Raw genomic sequence first — 18585 nt, forward strand, 5'->3', positions numbered from 1 at the left:
AGCCAGCGGCAAAAGATTTTTCAAGCCGCCGGGATTTATGTTACGATGGGAGAACGAATGCAATTATAAGATTCCTATCAATAACTAGAATTTATCAACCATATTGTATGGACTTTAAAGGAGGCTGCGAACGATGAGTGCGATAGATCTTATTCTGGATAAGACGCTGAAAGGCGAACGTCTCGGGCTGGAAGACACTATCCGGTTGTTCGAGAGCAACGAAATTGAAAAAATGGGCGCTGCCGCAGACGTCATTATGAAACGCTGGCACCCCGATCCGATCGCTACATTTGTAATTGGACGCAATATTAACTATACCAACGTATGCGATGTATATTGCCGGTTCTGCGCGTTCTACCGCAGACCGGGTTCGGAAGAAGGGTATGTGCTTCCCGACGAAACCATCTATCAAAAAATCGCCGAGACGATTGCTGTAAACGGCACCGAAATCCTCATGCAGGGCGGGACGAACCCGAATTTGCCTTTTAGCTATTATACGGATATTCTCCGCGGCATTAAACAGCGTTTCCCGGAAATTACGATGCATTCCTTCTCCCCTGCGGAGATAATGAAGATGGTAGAGGTATCAGGATTACCGCTGGAGCAGGTAGTCCGCGAGATTCATGCTGCAGGCCTTGACTCCCTTCCGGGCGGCGGAGCCGAGATTCTGGATGACCGAACCCGACGCAAAATCAGCCGGCTCAAAGGCTCCTGGCGCGATTGGATGGATGTCATGAAGACTGCACACAAAATCGGCATGAATACTACGGCAACCATGGTTATCGGTCTTGGCGAGAGCATGGAGGAGCGTGCGCTGCATCTGTTGCGTGTTCGCGAAGCCCAGGATGAGTGCATCGCGAATAAATATGATTCCGAGGGCTTTCTGGCGTTTATCTCCTGGACCTTCCAGCCGGATAACACCAATCTAAAGCTGGACAGACAGACTCCGGAAGAATACCTGAAGACGGTGGCCATCAGCCGCCTTGTCCTGGACAACATCAAAAACTTCCAGTCCTCCTGGGTAACGATGGGACCAGAGGTCGGCAAGCTGTCACTCCAATACGGCTGTAATGATTTTGGTAGCACCATGATTGAAGAAAATGTGGTCTCATCCGCCGGTGCCACCTACAAGGTCAATATCGAATCGATCACCCAGCTGATCCGTGAAGCAGGCAAGATTCCGGCACAGCGCAACACGCGCTACGACATTCTGCGTACCTTCGAGGACGGAAACATGAAGATCGACAATGATTTTGTAATGCAGAACTAATATATACAGATGTGCATAGACCCCGCCAAACAGTGATCCACTGTTTGGCGGGGTTTTTATGATGCACCTTTTTTCGAATTGTGACGTAAGACGACACACTGGATGTAGGATACTTAAATTCCATTGTATGTTTTTTTTGCTGAAATAATATCCATGCTATCGCATGATATCTAACACTTCGTGAAGGTTACAGGTGAATTTTGATCGAAGTTTTACTAAAATGCACTATATTAATTCTATGTGTCATTGTATTTGTATAGATGTGTAATTTTATATTACCTATTGAGTTATAAAAGTTACCTTTTGGATTATGGGAAGAATGCTCCTTTTTCCATATGTTTACTTTTTAATGAGGCGTCATAACTAAATTCAATGCTAAAAATGTGATATTTTACACAACTATTGATCTTAGTTTATGATTTTCGCTAGATTCATATATTTTCATATGATACAATCTTCCTCGGTCACTATAAAGAAAAAACTGGGAGGATTAATCACTTATGGGAGATAGACGATGGAACAAGCCGGTAGCTTCTATACTGGCAACCACGGTTCTGACCGCGCAAGTTTTGGGAGGGGTATTCGCAGGTTCAGTGCTGGGAGCAGATTCAGCACAAGCTGCCGCGGTAGAAGCCTCTCCGGTGACAGTGGATCTGCGTCTGATGAGCACTACGGATGTGCACACCAATGTATACGGCTGGGATTATTACAAGAATGCTGAATCCTTGACGGTAGGCCTTGACCGTACGGCAACACTGGTTAAAGCAGCCAGAGAACAGAACGGAAATAATCTTTTGCTCGACAACGGAGATTTGATTCAAGGAACTCCGCTGGGAACATATATGGCGATCAAGTCAGATCTAACGACTAACGATGAACGGATTCATCCTCTTATAGCGGCTATGAACGTCATGGACTACGATGCAGCAACGTACGGCAATCATGAGTTTAACTACGGGTTGACGTATTTGGATCGTACAATTAATGGCAGCAGCAAAGCTAATACAGGTGCAGATTTTGATTATGTGAATGCTAATATCTATAACATGGATGGAACGAATAAGTATAAGGCTTATGAGATCATCGATAAAGTAGTCAAGGGATCAGACGGTCAAACGCATACTGTAAAGGTTGGACTGCTTGGTCTGGTGACTCCGCAAATCATGGAGTGGGACAAAACGCATCTCGATGGCAAAGTGAAAGTTGAGGATATCAGCGAAACAGCCGAGAAGTTTGTTCCTGAGATGAAAGCTAAAGGTGCTGATGTTATCGTCGCCATGGCTCATACAGGCTTTGATGCATTGGCGACAGGAGAAGACGCCGAAAATGACATCAACCAGCTGAGTAAAGTAGCAGGCATCGACGCTATTACTTTCTCTCATACACATAAGGTGTTCCCGACCGGAAATGACACCACGCTGGATGCTTCCTTTAAAGATCCTGCGACTAAGGCTCCTTATAATAACGATGTTGCCAAAATTGACAATGTTAACGGTCATATCAACGGGACTCCAGCAGTACAAGCCGGTTACGGCGGCGGGTATCTGGGTCTGATCGACCTTAAGATTGTTCAAAACGGCAGTGCATGGAAAGTGGATAAAGACAGCTCTAAGGCATCCACAGTTTCTATCGCTGGTGCAAAAGCGGATCCGGCGATTGATGCCGTGACTTCTGCAGACCATGAAGCAACCAAAGCCTATGTGAATCAGCCGTTGGGTAAAACCACTGCGCCGATGAACAGTTACTTCGCTATGGTACAGGATGATCCTACGGTTCAGATCGTAACCTACGCCCAGCAGCGTTATGTTTCGAATCTGATCAATTCAGATCCAGCATTGTCTGAATACAAGGATTATCCTATTCTTAGTGTGGGTGCTCCGTTTAAGGCTGGACGCAACGGTCCGGCTGAATACACTGAGATTAATGAAGGAAATCTGACTATCGCCAGTGCAAGTGACTTGTACTTGTACGACAATACGCTGAAGGCCATCGTTGTTAGCGGCGCTACGGTAAAAGAGTGGATCGAAATGAGCGCAGGTGCGTTTAACCGGATTAAACCGGCTATTTCTACACCGCAATCTTTGCTGAATTCCGCCTTTGCAGTGTACAACTTCGACGTAATTGACGGTGTTCAATACACCATCGACGTAACTAAGAACGCGAAGTACAAACCGGACGGTACGATCAACGATGCATCCTCCAGCCGGGTAACCAGCGTAACTTACGGTGGACAGCCGCTTGATTTGAATCAGCCGTTCGTAGTTGTTACTAACAACTACCGCGCGAGCGGCGGCGGTAACTTCCCGGGCATTAAGGGTTCGCCGATGATTATCGATTCCCAAATGGAAAACCGCCAGGTGCTGATGGACTACATCAGAGAAGCTGGTACGGTTGACCCGACTGCAGACGGCAACTGGTCGATTGCACCAATCAAGGGGAATGTGAATGTTACCTTCACTTCTTCTCCTAAAGCAACGGCTGTACTGCCGGGTAATATGACCGATACTGGTGTTAAAGATGCTAAGGGCTTTGAGGTTTACAGCCTTAATCTGAAAGAAACACCGGTGAAACCAACTCAGGATGTTGAGGTTCACTTGCTGGGAATCAATGACTTCCACGGTCAATTGGATACAACTTCGATTGTGAGCGGCAAAAATGCAGGTACGGCTGCGATTCTCGCGACTTACCTCAAAGAAGCGCGTGCTAAATATGCGAACTCGCTGCTGTTCCACAACGGGGATTCCGTTGGTGCATCCGCTCCAGTGTCCTCACTTGAACGTGATGAGCCAACACATGTATGGATGAACATGATGGGATTTGATGTCGGAACACTGGGTAACCATGAGTTTGACCAAGGCGTTCCAGCACTGAAAACACAAATTTTCGGTGGTGTTGATCCTAAGAACAGTAAAGTAATCCATGCTGGTGCTGATTTTGATTACATCAATGCCAATGTGGTAGACAGTACTTACAAACAACCGATCATCAATCCTTACGTCATTAAAGAAGTAGGCGGCGTGAAAATCGGATTTATCGGCGTTGTAACGAAGGCGACACCTAGCAAGGTAGCCCCTTCCGGCCTGGTAGGTGTAAACTTCCTGTCTGCTACTGAAGAAGTGGCAGCGATTGAGAAATATGCAAAAGAGCTTCAGCAAAAAGGTGTAGAAACGATCATTGTGCTTGCCCATGATCCTGCTACAACTAAAGGCGATGCTACAACAGGCTTTGTAACAACAGGTGAAGCGGCTGATCTGGCCAAAGCCCTGCCGGCTAACTCGCCGGTTGACGTGATCGTGGCCGGAGATAATCACGGTTATGCTAACGATACTGTGAACGGCAAGCTGGTAGTTCAGGCTTACTCTTACGGTACGGCATTTGAAGATATTAAGCTGATTATTGACCACAACACAGGTGATGTTAAAGCGAAGTCTGCAACAGTAACTACTACTGTCCAGGAGGGTGTTAAACCAGATCCTGAAACTGTAGCTCTGGTGAACAAGTACTTGGCTCTGCATCCGGAGCTGACGCTGCCAGTAGGTACTACTGACGGCACAATCACCCGTACCGATGCTTACAACAATGAGGCTGCACTGGGTAACCTGATTGCTGACGCTATGCGGCAGGCTGATTTCGGCGACGGAGTAGCTACTGCTGATTTCGCCTTCATGAATCCGGGCGGCATCCGTGCCGATCTTCCGAAAGGCAATGTAGCTTTTGGTGACCTAGCTAAAATCCAGCCGTTCGGCAATACACTGGTGAAGCTGACGCTTACTGGTGAACAGATCAAAACTCTGCTGCAGCAGCAATGGGCTGTGAAGGCAGACGGAACACCAGATACGAAGACCCTGCAGATTTCCGGTCTGAAGTATACAGCTAATATGTATCTGCCGGTTGACCAGCGGATTGCCAGCCTGACCAAAGCTGACGGCACACCAATCAGCATGACGCAGAGCTACACCGCAGTAGTCAACAACTTCATGGCTGCCGGTGGAGACAACTACAGTGTATTGACTAAAGCCAGCAATTCTGTAGCGGGTCCTATCGATCTGGATGTATTCTATGATTACATCGTAGATACATTCAAAGGCGGCGCTATTACAGCTAAGATCGAAGGCCGCATTACGAATAATGTAAAGGCTCCTGTAGCTCTTCCAGGCGGAACAGGAACACCAACTGCAACACCGGCACCAACAACAGGCCCTGCACCTTCGGCAACACCGGCACCAACAGTGAAGCCGGCTCCATCGACAGTACCGTTCAAGGATCTGGGCAAGGTAGTATGGGCTCAGGAAGCCATCACCTCCCTGGCTGCAAAAGGGATCGTGAAGGGTCTTGAGAACGGCGACTTCGCACCAATGAAGAGCGTAACCCGTGCGGAATTTGTTACTATGCTCGTTCGTGCCCTGAACTTGAGCAACTCCGGCGCATCAGCAAGCTTCAATGATGTGAAGCAGGGAGCATGGTATACTGACTCTATCGCTGCTGCTGTCCAGGCAGGCCTTGTTAAAGGCTCCGGAAACGGAAAATTTGAACCGGGTCGTCAAATTACCCGCGAAGAAATGGCGATTATGATTGTCAATGCTCTTGCAGGACAATTGCCTAAGATTGATACTTCTGCGGCTCTAGGTCAATTTGCTGACAAGTCCTCCATTGCCCCTTATGCTCAGGAAGCTGTTGCACAGCTGACTCAGATGGGAATTGTCAATGGTGTAGACGGCGGTAAATTCGCACCGAAAGCTATTGCGAATCGTGCGCAAGCTGCAGTAATTATTTATCGTATGCTGGATAACAAAGCTTCCTGATCTTTCATTTCACAAAAGGTGTTTCGTCAGTCATCTGCGGATGGCTGGCGGAGCGTCCTTTTTTATTTTCTTCATTAAATGCAGTTTGTTGCGTATGCGAAAAAGCCCGGTGCGTAGTACGCCGGGCCTGTACATTTCTTACCTGTAAGCCATTTTATTTTACAGCAGCTTCCCATTTGCAACGGATCGGAGAAACAATTGCATTTTCCTTCTTAAGCTCTGTAAATGCTTTGTCGATGGCTTTGCGTTCCAGTCCGGAGAGCTTTTCTACTTCGCCTGCGCTGAGCGGATTTGCTGAAGCTTTGAGAATATCCAGTACCTGATCTTTTACACTCATGTGTACACTTCCTATTCACTATTTTTTATTTGAAAAGATGACTTCTTAGATTTGTAGTATAGAAGAGAGCCAGGGGAAATGCAGTGATGTTTGTGGGGATGAGCATAAAATATCACAGAACCTATTTACATTAAAATACAAAAGCGATATCATAATTATATCAAATACATATCTTATGGAGGTGCCTGTTATGAAAGAAAAAGTATTGCGTCCGGTAAGTGGTTTCTGGGTGATTGCGCTGATCGCCATTTGTATCGGGGGCGGGGTTTACGGGGCAGTTCAGGAGTATATTACGGTGCCGGTTATTCTTTTTGTTCTTGCTTCGGTATTGTGCACGAGCATAACGGTTGTACAGCCCAACAAGTCGGTTGTGGTGACCTTCTTCGGGCAATATGTCGGAACGATTGTGCACAGCGGTTTATGGGCAGTTATTCCTTTTAGTATCCGCAAGACAGTATCCCTTCGGGTTCGCAACTTCAACAGTGTTAAGCTTAAGGTTAATGATGTAGAAGGAAATCCGATTGAGATTGCAGCGGTAATTGTTTTCAAAGTTATCAACTCGGCTAAGGCGCTGTTCGATGTCGATAAATACATGGCCTTTGTGGAAATCCAGAGTGAGACGGCGCTGCGTCATGTAGCCAGCAAATACCCGTATGACAACTTTAACGAGTCCGGGATGTCGCTGCGGGCCAACGCTGACGAAATTGCCAAAGAGCTGGCAACGGAACTGCAGGAACGCCTCTCCTTGTCCGGGGTAGAAGTGATTGAAGCACGTCTGACCCATTTAGCGTATTCAACTGAAATTGCCAGCACAATGCTGCAGCGCCAGCAGGCTTCTGCGATTCTCTCTGCACGGCAGATTATAGTAGAAGGTGCAGTCGGCATGGTGGATATGGCTATCCGCCAGCTTAAAGAGAGCGGCGTTGTGGAGCTCGACGAAGAACGCAAAGCAGCAATGATCAACAATCTGATGGTGGCGATTGTGTCGGAGCGCGGAGCGAGTCCGGTCATCAACGCCGGCTCGTTGTACTAGAGGACGGTTCATTATGGCGGCCAAAAAAAGCTTTCCGCTGCGGATCGATCCTGAGCTGCACGAAGCGCTGGAACGCTGGGCGGGAGAGGAATTTCGCAGCGTAAACGGACATATTGAATACTTGCTGCGTGAGTCTTTGAAGCGCGCGGGCCGCTTACCGGGGAAAAAACGCCGGGAAGAGGAATAGAATAGTGCAGGAAACTTCATCTGCACTAGACCGCTTGGCTGCCGCATTTAGTGTATAGCCCAGCGGCAGGCTTGACGGAAGCTGGCGACAGATTTATAATTACTCCATAATTCACGTTAACAGCTTCGACAAAGATATGGATCGTTGATTCAGGACCGCTTCAGAGAGAGGGAACTAGGCTGCAATTTCCTCCGGTATCCGGCATTCGATCTACCCCTTTATAGCTGCGGTTATGAACTCCCGGTACGTTTATCTGCCCGGGACTGTAAGAACCGCCGGTTCATGGCCGTTATTCCATGCTGACGAAGGATTCTGTTTCTGGAATCGAATTTGGGTGGAACCACGGGTGCAATCACTCGTCCCTTTGCGGGACGGGTGTTTTTTGTATGCGTGGATCCTTCCGTTCCGCAGAATTCGCCGCCCTCGCGGGCTCAGCAAATGATATTTTCATCACCGGTAATAATTAGTGATGGCTAACAATCCCTTAGGAGGAACAACAATGTCAGTAAGTATTAAACTGCCGGACGGATCGGTCCGGGAATATGAGAACGGCAGCAGCATTGAGGATGTAGCCGCTTCGATCAGCAGCGGACTTCGCAAGAATGCAGCCGCAGGCAAGCTCAATGGAGTCGTTGTCGATTTATCGACTAAGCTTGCGGAAGGCGCACTGGTGGAGATCGTAACCTTGGATTCGCCGGAAGGCCTTGAGGTTATGCGCCACAGTACAGCTCACTTAATGGCTCAGGCGGTTAGACGCCTGTTCGGTGCGAAGGAAGTTAAGCTGGGGGTAGGTCCGGTTATTGAGGACGGCTTCTATTATGATATGGACCTGGAGCATCCGCTTAATCCAGAGGATCTGTTGAAGATCGAGAAGGAAATGGAGCGCATCGTTAACGAGAATCTGCCGATTGTGCGCAAAGAAGTCAGCCGTAAGGAAGCGCTTGAGATTTTTGGTGAACTGGGCGATCCGTATAAGCTGGAACTGATTGAGGCTCTGCCGGAAGACAGCGTGATCTCAATCTACGAACAAGGCGAGTTCTTCGACCTCTGCCGCGGTCCGCATGTACCTTCGACTTCGAAGATCAAAGTGTTCAAGCTGATGAATGTGGCCGGGGCTTACTGGCGCGGAGATAGCAAGAATAAAATGCTTCAGCGTGTATACGGTACTGCCTGGATCAAAAAAGCGCAGCTGGACGAGCATCTGCACCTGCTGGAGGAAGCGAAAAAACGTGACCACCGCAAGCTGGGCAAAGAACTGGAGATTTTCACATTCAACCAGCTGGTTGGACAAGGTCTGCCGATCTGGCTGCCAAAAGGCGCGAAGCTGCGCAGTATTCTTGAGCGCTATATTGTAGATCTGGAAGCAAGCCTTGGTTACCAGCATGTATATACACCTGTGCTTGGTAACGTAGAGCTGTATAAGACTTCCGGACACTGGGAGCACTACCAGGAGGACATGTTCCCTAAAATGGTCATCGACACCGAGGAGTTCGTGCTTCGTCCGATGAACTGCCCGCATCACATGATGATTTATAAGAGCTCGATGCACAGCTACCGTGATCTGCCGATCCGTATTGCTGAGCTGGGCACTATGCACCGCTACGAAATGTCCGGCGCGTTGACCGGTCTGCACCGTGTACGCTCCATGACGCTGAATGACTCGCATATTTTCTGCCGTCTGGATCAGATCAAGAGTGAATTCAAACGCGTGCTGGAGCTGATTAAACAGGTATACAGCGATTTTGGTATTCATGATTACCGCTTCCGCTTGTCCTACCGTGATCCACAGGATACAGAGAAGTATTTCCAGAACGACGAAATGTGGGAAACTGCACAGCGTATGCTGCGCGAGGTAGCTGAGGAAGCAGGTCTGCCGTTCTTTGAAGCGGAAGGTGAAGCGGCCTTCTACGGACCGAAGCTGGATGTGCAAATCCGCACAGCGCTGGGTAAGGAAGAAACTTTATCTACTGTACAAATTGACTTCCTGCTCCCTGAGCGCTTTGAACTGGAATATGTCGGCGATGACGGTAACAAGCACCGTCCGGTCGTATTGCACCGCGGAATTCTCGGTACAATGGAGCGTTTCGTGGCCTTCCTGCTCGAGAACTTTGCCGGTTCCCTGCCGCTATGGCTGTCGCCGCAGCAGGTTAAGATTATTCCGGTATCGTCAGCCTTTGATGATTATGCCAAGGAAGTGGAAGCAAAGCTGCTGAAGAGCGGCATCCGGGCTGAGGTCGATCTGCGCAATGAGAAGATGGGCTATAAGATCCGTGAAGCCCAGCTGGAGAAGCTTCCATATATGTTCGTAGTCGGCGAGAATGAGATGAATGCCGGCTCTGTATCGATCCGCAAACGCGGAGAAGGCGATCTCGGAGCGAAACCGCTCGATGAAGTTATCGGCTCGCTTAATGCGGAAATTTCCGGACGTGTCATTTAATTTTGCCGTGAGCTCTGCCGTAATCCGGCTTATAGTCATCTAACAAATACCTCTGTCATCAGCCCCGTGAAGCCGAAAAAGTGTGCTTCATGTATAAAATTTTGTGAAACGGGAAACCTTCGCTAGTAGGGGGAGGTTTATCAAATGAACAAAATGGGCTTATGCCAGAGGTTTTGGTGTCTGATTGTCACGATTGTGCTTGTATTGACTGCGGCCGGTATCTATCCGGATTATGGAAGCAAGTCAGTAGAGGCCAGCGGGGTGGCAGACACTGCAGGTCAGCTGAGCGTCAGCACAATGAAGCCAGGTAATTTCCAATATACACAGCATTCACAGGAGGCGCTTATTACAGAAGCTTCCCAGCTCGGGGGCACTTCAAGAGCCAAGCAACCGTCGGCAACAAATGCACCCAAAGCGACTTCGGCACCTTCCGGCAAGAAGACGGATACAACGGTCAAGCAGCCTGCATCTGTTACGGTAGCTGCACCGGCACCGGAGCAGATCATCACTTCGCTGAAGGTTACGGCAACGGGATATACGGCAGGCTATGAGTCTACCGGCAAAACAGCCAAACATCCGCAATACGGCATTACCTACTCAGGTGTCAAAGTACGCCGGGATAAAAATGCAGTCTCTACTATAGCTGCTGATCCCAAGGTTCTGCCGCTGGGCAGTATCCTATATATCCCGGGTTACGGATACGCTGTGGTGGCGGATACCGGTTCAGCGATCAAGGGACGGAAAATCGACTTATATTTTGCCACTACCAAACAGGTGTATAAGGAATGGGGCAAAAAAACAGTGGTCGTTCAGCTGATCAAACGCGGGAACGGGAAATGTACGGAGAGCATGCTGAAGAATCTAGGCAAAGCGATACAAACCTATAATACAGTTCCGCAAAACCTGCTGGAAGAGATTATCTAGGCTAGACATATCCAAGCTGACAGCTTGAAATTTATTTCACTTAGGGATGCATAATACGGCCCTGAGCTTCCCATAATACGGACTGGGGCAAAGCAAGTGCCTCTTCCGAGAACAAACAGGGAGGTGAAATTCAGTGGCTAAAAAACCAAAGGTACAAGAGAACTATAAAACACCGAATGAAAAATACAATGCGGAGTTTGCTGTTGAGAATGACGGCGCAACGCAACAAGGTACATTGTCCAAAGCAGGGCAAAAGGTACAAGAGAACTATAAAACACCCAATGAAAAATACAATGCGGAGTTTGCTGTTGAAAATGACGGCACAACGAAGTAAGGTATGTTTTCCAAACCAGTGCAAAAACCGCAGCAGTAATGCTGTGAATGTTTAATCTTACACCGATATGCTACAATTGGACTGTTCCGCTATACGCTCATGTTCTGAGCTGCGGAGCAGTCTTTTTTTTTGAAATATCAGAATATATAGGTTATACGCTATACTTAATCAATATATTTTTCGCAGAAACGGATACCTTCCACATAGGACGGTATCCGTTTCTGCTTACGTAGATCAGGTATTTCTATCTTACATTCGTCCGGGAGACAGCTCGGTCCCGAGACTGAGGCGAGTTTACTTCTCACGCCGCTATTCGCAGCGCAGCTGATGCTGTAGACTAAGGTTATAAGTAACAGATAAACGTTGACATCACAATTAAAGGAGAAATGACAGATGAAAAGAAGGTTCACCAGCCAGATTCTCGGCGGCTTGATCCTGATAGGACTCGGCGGGATGTTTCTTCTGAGACAGATGGGATATACCGATTTCAGTATAGGTTCTCTGATTTCAGATTATTGGCCGCTTATTCTTATATGGATGGGGTTACAAAATTTTCTCTCAACAGGTGATCGCGGCTCAAAGGGTTCGTCCGCATTTTGGGGATTTTTCTACATGGCGCTCGGAGTTTATTTTCTGGGCCGCAATTTGGAGTGGTTTGATGTATCGGCCGGTGATTTTTTCAAAATGCTGATTCCGGTGATGCTGATCGGCGGCGGGCTGTTTGTTATCTTTAAGCCGCGTGACCATACACCGCCTGTACCTCCTGCACCGCCAGCGCCACCTAACTTTTATCCGCCCGGACCCGGGACTCCTGATGCCGAGCCTCCGAAGCCGCTGGAATCCACACTGGATGAGCAGTTTGAACAGAAATTCGGCAAACCTGCCAGTGAGCGCGATTGGGATCAATATCTGCATAAAGAAGATTCGGATGAGAATGAGCAGGATCAGAGAAACAAGGGGTATTTTCAGTCGGCATCGGAAGCCCGCTGGCAGGATAACCGGGAACGGCATGAACGCAGACGGCAGGAGCGCCAGGAACGTCATGCCCGCAGACACGGTGAATGGCATGAGGAATTTCATGAAGCAGGTAACCATAAGGAAACAACGAACCGTTCCGCGTTTATCGGTGATGTGCACATGGGCAAGGAGCATTTTCAACTGAAGCATACCAATATCTCGCAGTTCATCGGGGACACTGTGCTTGACCTGACGAACGCGCAGATTCCTTACGGCGAAACCAAAATTAATATCTCCGCTTTTGTCGGCGACATTAAAGTCTATATCCCGGATGATATGAACCTTGGGGTTTCGGTGAACAGCAGCTCCTTTATCGGTGATATGCAGGTGCTGGAGGAATCACGCAGCGGTTTCATGAGCAGCGTACAGTGCAAGACGCCATATTATAAGGAAGCAGGCAAAAAAGTCCGGATTAACGTAAGTGCATTTATCGGTGATATAAAGGTTAAAACGGTGGGTTAACGGATGGGGACGATCTTCAGCAATACCAAATGGCTGCTGCTGCTCTATTTCCTGCTCAGCGGAGGCGTCGCTGCCGGGCTCGTGTATGCCGGGACATGCCTTAACTACATCGAGGTTGTGGATTACCGGATGTGGCTGTATCTGAGCATTGGCATTGTGCTGTTCAACGTCGTGGTCGGCTACATGGCCGGACAGCGGATTCAGCGCCGGATTGACCATCTCGATCTGAACATGCTGCAGGTGGCCAAGGGCAATCTTTCCGTTCGGATGCCAGAGAGTGATGACCAGTCTTTTGCCCGGGTGTACCACGAGTTCAATATCATGATGGATACGGTTGAGAACAAGATGCAGATTTTGCAGCGGCTGGGTGAGCAAGAGGTAATTGAGAAGGAAAAGGCAGCGGAGAGCGCGGTACTGGAAGAGCGGAGGCGGATGGCCCGTGATTTGCATGACACGGTGAGCCAGCAGCTGTTCGCGATCCATATGTCCGCTTCTTCGCTGCCTAAAGTGCTGGAACGGAATGAAGAGCATGGGATGACGGTAATGAACCAGCTCATAACGATGTCGCAAATGGCGCAGAAACAGATGAGAGCTTTAATTGCCCAGCTGCGCCCGGTAGAGCTGGAAGGCCGCAATCTGTTTGAGGCACTGGAGAAATGGTTTCCGGACTACTGCCGGCAAAATGGGCTTAAGGGAGTTAAGGAGCTGGAGCTGCAAGGGGAGCTTTCAGAGGCGATTGAGCATCAGCTTTTTCTGATTATCCAGGAGTCCATGGCGAATATTGTTAAGCATGCCGGAGCCCGGGTGGTCAGTCTGTCTCTGCGTGAAGCATCCAGGCAGGTGGTGCTCAGCATCAGCGATGACGGCCAGGGATTTGAGCATGTGCAGCATAAGCAAGGCTCTTATGGTCTGACAACGATGCGCGAGCGTGCGGAAAAGCTGGGCGGACAAGTGGAGATTATCAGCCGCAAAGGAGCGGGAACGACGATCCGCGTACATATTCCTAAGTTTGTGCAAGGCAATCAGGAACAGGAGGAATAGAACATGAGTGTCATAAAAGTGTTGCTGGTGGATGATCATGACATGGTGCGGATGGGGCTCAAAACCTATCTGATGCTGGATCCGAAGTTCGAGGTCATTGGCGAAGCTGGGAATGGAGAGGAGGCGCTGAATATACTGCGCGGATGGGGACAGGAAGGCCTGCCGGATCTGGTGCTGATGGATCTGATGATGCCGGTCATGAACGGAGCGGAGACGACACGGGCCGTGCTGGCTGAATTTCCTGGACTTAAAATCGTCATCCTCACCAGCTTCCTGGAAGATGATCTTGTTGTGGATGCAATTGAAGCAGGAGCGGTCAGCTATGTGCTCAAAACGGTCTCCGCCGAAGAGCTGATCTACGCGCTGCAGGGCGCTTACCGCGGCATGCCGGTAATGACCGGTGATGTCTCCCAGGCATTGACCCGCGGTATCCGCCAGCGTACCGTCCAGGGTGACTCCTCCGGTTTAACCGAACGGGAGAAAGAAGTTCTGCTCCTTATTGCCGAAGGCAAGACCAATAAGGATATTGGTGAGGAACTGCATATAAGCATTAAAACGGTAAAGACGCATGTCAGCAACCTGTTGATGAAATGCGAACTGGACGACCGTACACAGCTGGCTATATACGCCCACCGCAAAGGCTGGGCGCAGCAAGGATAAGCTTACCAAAAATGCAATAAATGCATTACGGGGAGATAGTGGTTATCATAAACTTTCAAATTATAAATCTGTCTTAGTTTTTTACGTATCTGAATTTGTCCTTGTTCTGGCCCGGCGCGTTTTAAGCGTTCGGGCTTTTTTTTCGCTATCATTCGCGGATCTTTGCTAGCCTGACCCTCAGGCTCCCCAGTTTTTATCTCTGCTTAAATTGTTTTTAATGTGAACTTAAGGTTTAAAGTACAAAATAAGATCAAGAAGAAAACATTACTCCTTGTCAGACAGACAAGGCACGGGAGGAACGTAAACAATGGACGATAACAAAAACAACTTCAATCGTGATCATGAACCCACCACGGATCGGGAATGGGATAACTCCAATAGCAGCAGTAATGATACTAACAACAGCAGCAATAATAACCAGTCTTCTGAGTCAAGCTCTTCCTACTATTATTCCTATGGACCTTTTAAATCGATTAACAATGATGAAGTGAATCCGGAGAACGGGCAGCACTATAGCCGGCTTGAGCCTGAGCGAGTTGAGGTTACGCCTCCGCAACCGGTCAAACAGCTTCCTTACAGCACTTCGCTGCGTACTACCGGTAATGACGGAAATGGCGGACGAGGCGGTAACGGTTCAGAAGGAAGCAACGGCTGGCAATATAACCGTAAGCCCAAAAAGCCCGTAAAAGCGGTGCTGATCTCGTTCCTGGCCGGGATGGTCGTATTGTCCGGTTCGATGTTCATGGCAGACCGGGGCAACTGGTTCACAGGGGATCAGGTGACAACGGCAGCAATAGCAAACACAACAGCGAAAACAGCAATCGGCAGTGCCAATGTTACACCTTCAACCTCCACTACGAACCTGTTTACAGGATCAACGGATGTCTCAAGCGTAGTAGATTCGGTAGGGCCTGCTGTCGTTAAAATTGAAACGCTAGTAAATACTAATTCCAGAAGAAGCTCCACCAATCCGAATATGAGTGATCCATTCTCACAATTCTTTTTCGGTGACCAGTTTGGAGGCAGCAACTCTTCCGGCACTGATGAGAATTCACAGTCGGAATCAGGTTCCAATTCTGATTCTACACAGCTTACTCCATATGGAATCGGTACAGGCTTCATCTATGAATCCTCCGGCTATATTTTAACGAACCAGCACGTAGTCGAAAATGCTGATGTCATTCAGGTCACTGTAGACGGCACTACAAAGCCATATGGAGCGAAGTTGCTTGGCGCAAGCAAAGATTTGGACCTCGCAGTGCTGAAGATTGAAGGTGCGGATTTCCCTACAGTAGCGCTTGGTGATTCTGACAGCATCAAGGTTGGCTCTGAGGTTGTAGCAATTGGTAATCCGCAGGGCTTCGATCATACCGTTACAGCCGGTGTGCTGAGTGCGAAGGACCGCAGTATCGATATTAATGAAGAAGACGGAAGCGGCACACGCAATTACAAGAATCTGCTGCAGACTGATGCTTCGATCAATCCGGGGAACTCCGGCGGACCGCTGCTTAACCTGAACGGTCAGGTTATCGGGATGAACGTGGCAGTCAGCACGGAATCGCAGGGTATCGGGTTTGCGATTGCCGTCAATACCATTAAAGAGGTTGTCGACAAGCTGGAAGCCAACCAGGAAATTCCGAAGGAACCGGTTCCGTTTATTGGCGCATCGCTGATGACCATTACGGATGAAGTTGCCAAACAAATGGGTACTGACATTAATGAGGGATCCGTTGTTGCTGAGATTGTCTTCAAGTCGCCGGCTTATACTGCAGACCTGCGCCCTTACGATATTATTACAGGTGTAAATGGTACCAAATACGCTACCAGCCAGGATCTGATTACTTACATTCAGTCCCTTAAAGTCGGCGATAAAGTAACGCTGAATGTGGTACGTGACGGCAAAACACTGGAGCTTCCGGTTACAATAGGGAATAAAAACGATTTTGACACCACCCAAACGAATTCCCAGGGGAAATAAACACACCGGACGGTAAAGCATAAACGGAAGGGGAGACCCTTCCGTTTGTGCTGCTGCTAGACGTAAAACCTTACATTCATGCTACAATAGATTTAAATGATTTGGACAATGGGGGCTGCTTGATGCGACCGAATATTTTAATTATTGATGACGATGAGAAGATAATTTCCATGCTGCGGCGTGGCTTGGCCTTTGAAGGCTATGACGTGAAAACGGCCTCTAACGGCGCTGACGGATTGCGTGCCGTCTTGACCAGCGATCCGGATGTGGTTGTTCTTGATGTCATGATGCCTCAGGTGGACGGCTTTGAAGTGTGCCGGCGTCTGCGCGAGGGCGGGAGCAGTGTGCCTGTGCTGATGCTGACGGCCAAGGACGAAATTGAACATCGTGTAAAGGGACTTGACCTGGGAGCGGACGATTATCTGGTGAAGCCATTCGCATTGGAAGAACTGCTGGCCCGTGTCCGGGCGCTGCTGCGCCGCAAGAGTGAGCAAGGCGGAAATCCGGACCAGTCGGTATCCTATGAGGACATCACACTGGATGTGGATTCCCGTGAAGTCACCCGTGCCGGCAAACGGCTGGAGCTGACGGCGAAGGAATTTGAGCTGCTGCATCTGTTCATGCAGAATCCGAAGCGTGTATTATCCCGTGATCTGATTATGGACAAAATATGGGGTTATGACTACAGCGGAGAATCCAATGTGCTTGAGGTATACATCGCCATGCTGCGTCAGAAGACGGAGGAGCATGGCGGCAAACGGTTGATTCAGACGATCCGGGGAGCCGGTTACATTCTAAGAGGTGACAATTAACATGTCTATTAAATTGCGGCTGACAGCTTGGTATTCAGGGATCTTGGCCGTTATGCTGCTGGCCTTATCAGCCGCAATTTACGGTTTTGTCTATATTAATACGTATGGGGATTTGAAGGAACGGCTGATGAAGCAGGCGCAGCAAGTAGATCTTAAGGTAGGCATAGACTATAACGACGGTACTTTGAAACAAATCCTCGGCGGTCCCGCCGGACAAAGCCTGTTTGCCCAAATGTACATTTATGATCTGGAAAAACTGATTCCCAGCCAGAACATGGCGGAGATCAATCTGGAGTTCAAGGTCCCTGCAAAGGATGCTGTCTCCAAACAGCAAGGATTCTTACAGGCAACTTACGGCGGCAATCCGTTTCTGATCTACCAGAAGGCTATTGAAGTAGTCAGCACAAACGAAACCCATTCGGCTGTGCTTCAGGTGGCGGTCTATACCGGGGAGCAGGTGACACTGCTGGCAAGGCTAAAGAACATTCTGCTGGTCGGTTCATTTGCGACACTGATAGCAGCGTTTACATTTGGCCTGTTCCTGGCCCGGAAGTCGATGAGCCCGATCGGCAAGGTCATTGAGGCGGCTAACGGGATACAGACCGGCACGGACCTGAGCTCCCGGATTGTCTATGACGGTCCGCCGGATGAAATTGGACGGCTGATTGAGACGGTCAACAGCATGCTTGGGCGGATGGAAGGGTTCTATAAAGAGCTGGAAGATTCATATGCTACCCAGCGCCGGTTTGTGTCCGATGCTTCACATGAGCTGCGCACCCCGCTTACCACGATCCGCGGCAATATCGACCTGCTGCAAAAAATTTGGGAGATGGAGCCGGAACAGAGCAGAATGAGCGAGGCGGAAATCCGCCAGCTGTCCATCGAATCTGTGAAGGATATCGCCGATGAGTCAAAACGCATGAGCCGTCTCGTGGCCGACATGCTCTCCCTGGCGCGTGCCGATACCGGGCGCACCTTTGACAAGGAGCCGGTGGCGCTGGAGCCGCTGATGACTGAAGTGGCCCGCAGGGCTTCGTTCCTGCCGCGCCAGTCCGAGTGGTCCACTGGCGATCTGAGCCATATGAACGGCAAATATATTGTGGGAAATAAGGATTATCTGCAGCAGATGCTGTTCATTTTCATCGATAATGCCTTTAAATATACGCCGTCCGGTGAAGTTACAATGGATGCAGTATTTTATCAGAACCAGGTGGGAATACGCATTAAGGATACCGGAATCGGGATGGACAAGGATGAGGTGCCTCATATCTTTGACCGCTTCTACCGGGCG

At 49.0% G+C, this 18585-nt stretch carries 13 protein-coding genes and 1 pseudogene; 13 read left to right on the forward strand and 1 reads right to left on the reverse strand.

The features are described from left to right. Positions 1–133 precede the first annotated feature (133 nt). On the forward strand, positions 134–1270 hold the full coding sequence (mqnC, locus tag AQR02_RS05350; RefSeq protein ID WP_054939686.1) for a cyclic dehypoxanthinyl futalosine synthase: 1137 nt from the start codon (positions 134–136) through the stop codon (positions 1268–1270). A 500-nt stretch (positions 1271–1770) separates the two neighbouring features. Next, positions 1771–6072 carry a bifunctional 2',3'-cyclic-nucleotide 2'-phosphodiesterase/3'-nucleotidase gene (locus AQR02_RS05355; RefSeq protein ID WP_054939687.1) on the forward strand — a complete coding sequence of 1434 codons (4302 nt, stop codon included), beginning with the start codon at positions 1771–1773 and terminating at the stop codon, positions 6070–6072. Positions 6073–6226: 154 nt separating this feature from the next. Here the strand turns inward: AQR02_RS05355 and AQR02_RS05360 are convergent, their stop codons facing one another. After that, on the reverse strand, positions 6227–6409 hold the full coding sequence (locus tag AQR02_RS05360) for a hypothetical protein (RefSeq protein ID WP_054939688.1): 183 nt from the start codon (positions 6407–6409) through the stop codon (positions 6227–6229). A gap of 190 nt (positions 6410–6599) precedes the next feature. Here AQR02_RS05360 and AQR02_RS05365 point away from each other — a divergent pair, with 190 nt between their 5' ends. The 11 genes and pseudogenes from AQR02_RS05365 to AQR02_RS05410 form a co-directional block, all read left to right on the forward strand. Next, positions 6600–7442 (forward strand): SPFH domain-containing protein, encoded by an 843-nt coding sequence (locus tag AQR02_RS05365; protein ID WP_054939689.1) that lies wholly within the window; start codon positions 6600–6602, stop codon positions 7440–7442. A 13-nt stretch (positions 7443–7455) separates the two neighbouring features. Beyond that, on the forward strand, positions 7456–7629 hold the full coding sequence (locus AQR02_RS31055; RefSeq protein ID WP_039303331.1) for a type II toxin-antitoxin system antitoxin: 174 nt from the start codon (positions 7456–7458) through the stop codon (positions 7627–7629). 499 nt (positions 7630–8128) lie between these two features. Next, positions 8129–10066, forward strand: coding sequence for a threonine--tRNA ligase (thrS, locus tag AQR02_RS05370; RefSeq protein WP_054939690.1), 1938 nt, complete (start codon positions 8129–8131; stop codon positions 10064–10066). Between the two features lie 474 nt (positions 10067–10540). Continuing rightward, positions 10541–10990, forward strand: a pseudogene (locus tag AQR02_RS35465) (3D domain-containing protein); the annotation flags it as partial. A 133-nt stretch (positions 10991–11123) separates the two neighbouring features. After that, positions 11124–11324, forward strand: coding sequence for a hypothetical protein (locus AQR02_RS05380; protein ID WP_054939691.1), 201 nt, complete (start codon positions 11124–11126; stop codon positions 11322–11324). A gap of 393 nt (positions 11325–11717) precedes the next feature. Next, positions 11718–12803 (forward strand): cell wall-active antibiotics response protein LiaF, encoded by a 1086-nt coding sequence (liaF, locus tag AQR02_RS05385; RefSeq protein WP_054939692.1) that lies wholly within the window; start codon positions 11718–11720, stop codon positions 12801–12803. Positions 12804–12806: 3 nt separating this feature from the next. Beyond that, the gene (locus AQR02_RS05390) at positions 12807–13844 is read left to right on the forward strand and encodes a HAMP domain-containing sensor histidine kinase (protein WP_054939693.1); all 1038 of its coding nucleotides are present in this window, start codon (positions 12807–12809) and stop codon (positions 13842–13844) included. A 3-nt stretch (positions 13845–13847) separates the two neighbouring features. Continuing rightward, on the forward strand, positions 13848–14504 hold the full coding sequence (locus AQR02_RS05395) for a response regulator (protein ID WP_054939694.1): 657 nt from the start codon (positions 13848–13850) through the stop codon (positions 14502–14504). Between the two features lie 307 nt (positions 14505–14811). Then, entirely contained in the window at positions 14812–16482 is a 1671-nt protein-coding gene (locus tag AQR02_RS05400; RefSeq protein WP_054939695.1) for a S1C family serine protease, read from the forward strand. Positions 16483–16604: 122 nt separating this feature from the next. After that, complete coding sequence (locus tag AQR02_RS05405) at positions 16605–17294, forward strand: response regulator transcription factor (protein ID WP_054939696.1); 690 nt, start codon at positions 16605–16607, stop codon at positions 17292–17294. A gap of 1 nt (position 17295) precedes the next feature. Further along, on the forward strand, positions 17296–18585 hold a 1290-nt coding region (locus tag AQR02_RS05410; RefSeq protein ID WP_054939697.1), incomplete at its 3' end, for a sensor histidine kinase.

Source organism: Paenibacillus ihuae (assembly GCF_001368795.1).
In the GTDB taxonomy this organism is placed as follows: Bacteria; Bacillota; Bacilli; order Paenibacillales; family Paenibacillaceae; genus Paenibacillus_AQ; species Paenibacillus_AQ ihuae.

Excerpts from the sequence above, each read along its gene's own strand:
- AQR02_RS05360 (WP_054939688.1), bottom strand. The coding sequence starts at position 6,409 with ATGAGTGTAAAAGATCAGGTACTGGATATTCTCAAAGCTTCAGCAAAT.
- AQR02_RS31055 (WP_039303331.1), top strand. The coding sequence starts at position 7,456 with ATGGCGGCCAAAAAAAGCTTTCCGCTGCGGATCGATCCTGAGCTGCAC.
- thrS (WP_054939690.1), top strand. The coding sequence starts at position 8,129 with ATGTCAGTAAGTATTAAACTGCCGGACGGATCGGTCCGGGAATATGAG.
- mqnC (WP_054939686.1), top strand. The coding sequence starts at position 134 with ATGAGTGCGATAGATCTTATTCTGGATAAGACGCTGAAAGGCGAACGT.
- AQR02_RS05400 (WP_054939695.1), top strand. The coding sequence starts at position 14,812 with ATGGACGATAACAAAAACAACTTCAATCGTGATCATGAACCCACCACG.
- AQR02_RS05395 (WP_054939694.1), top strand. The coding sequence starts at position 13,848 with ATGAGTGTCATAAAAGTGTTGCTGGTGGATGATCATGACATGGTGCGG.
- AQR02_RS05365 (WP_054939689.1), top strand. The coding sequence starts at position 6,600 with ATGAAAGAAAAAGTATTGCGTCCGGTAAGTGGTTTCTGGGTGATTGCG.
- liaF (WP_054939692.1), top strand. The coding sequence starts at position 11,718 with ATGAAAAGAAGGTTCACCAGCCAGATTCTCGGCGGCTTGATCCTGATA.
- AQR02_RS05390 (WP_054939693.1), top strand. The coding sequence starts at position 12,807 with ATGGGGACGATCTTCAGCAATACCAAATGGCTGCTGCTGCTCTATTTC.
- AQR02_RS05405 (WP_054939696.1), top strand. The coding sequence starts at position 16,605 with ATGCGACCGAATATTTTAATTATTGATGACGATGAGAAGATAATTTCC.
- AQR02_RS05355 (WP_054939687.1), top strand. The coding sequence starts at position 1,771 with ATGGGAGATAGACGATGGAACAAGCCGGTAGCTTCTATACTGGCAACC.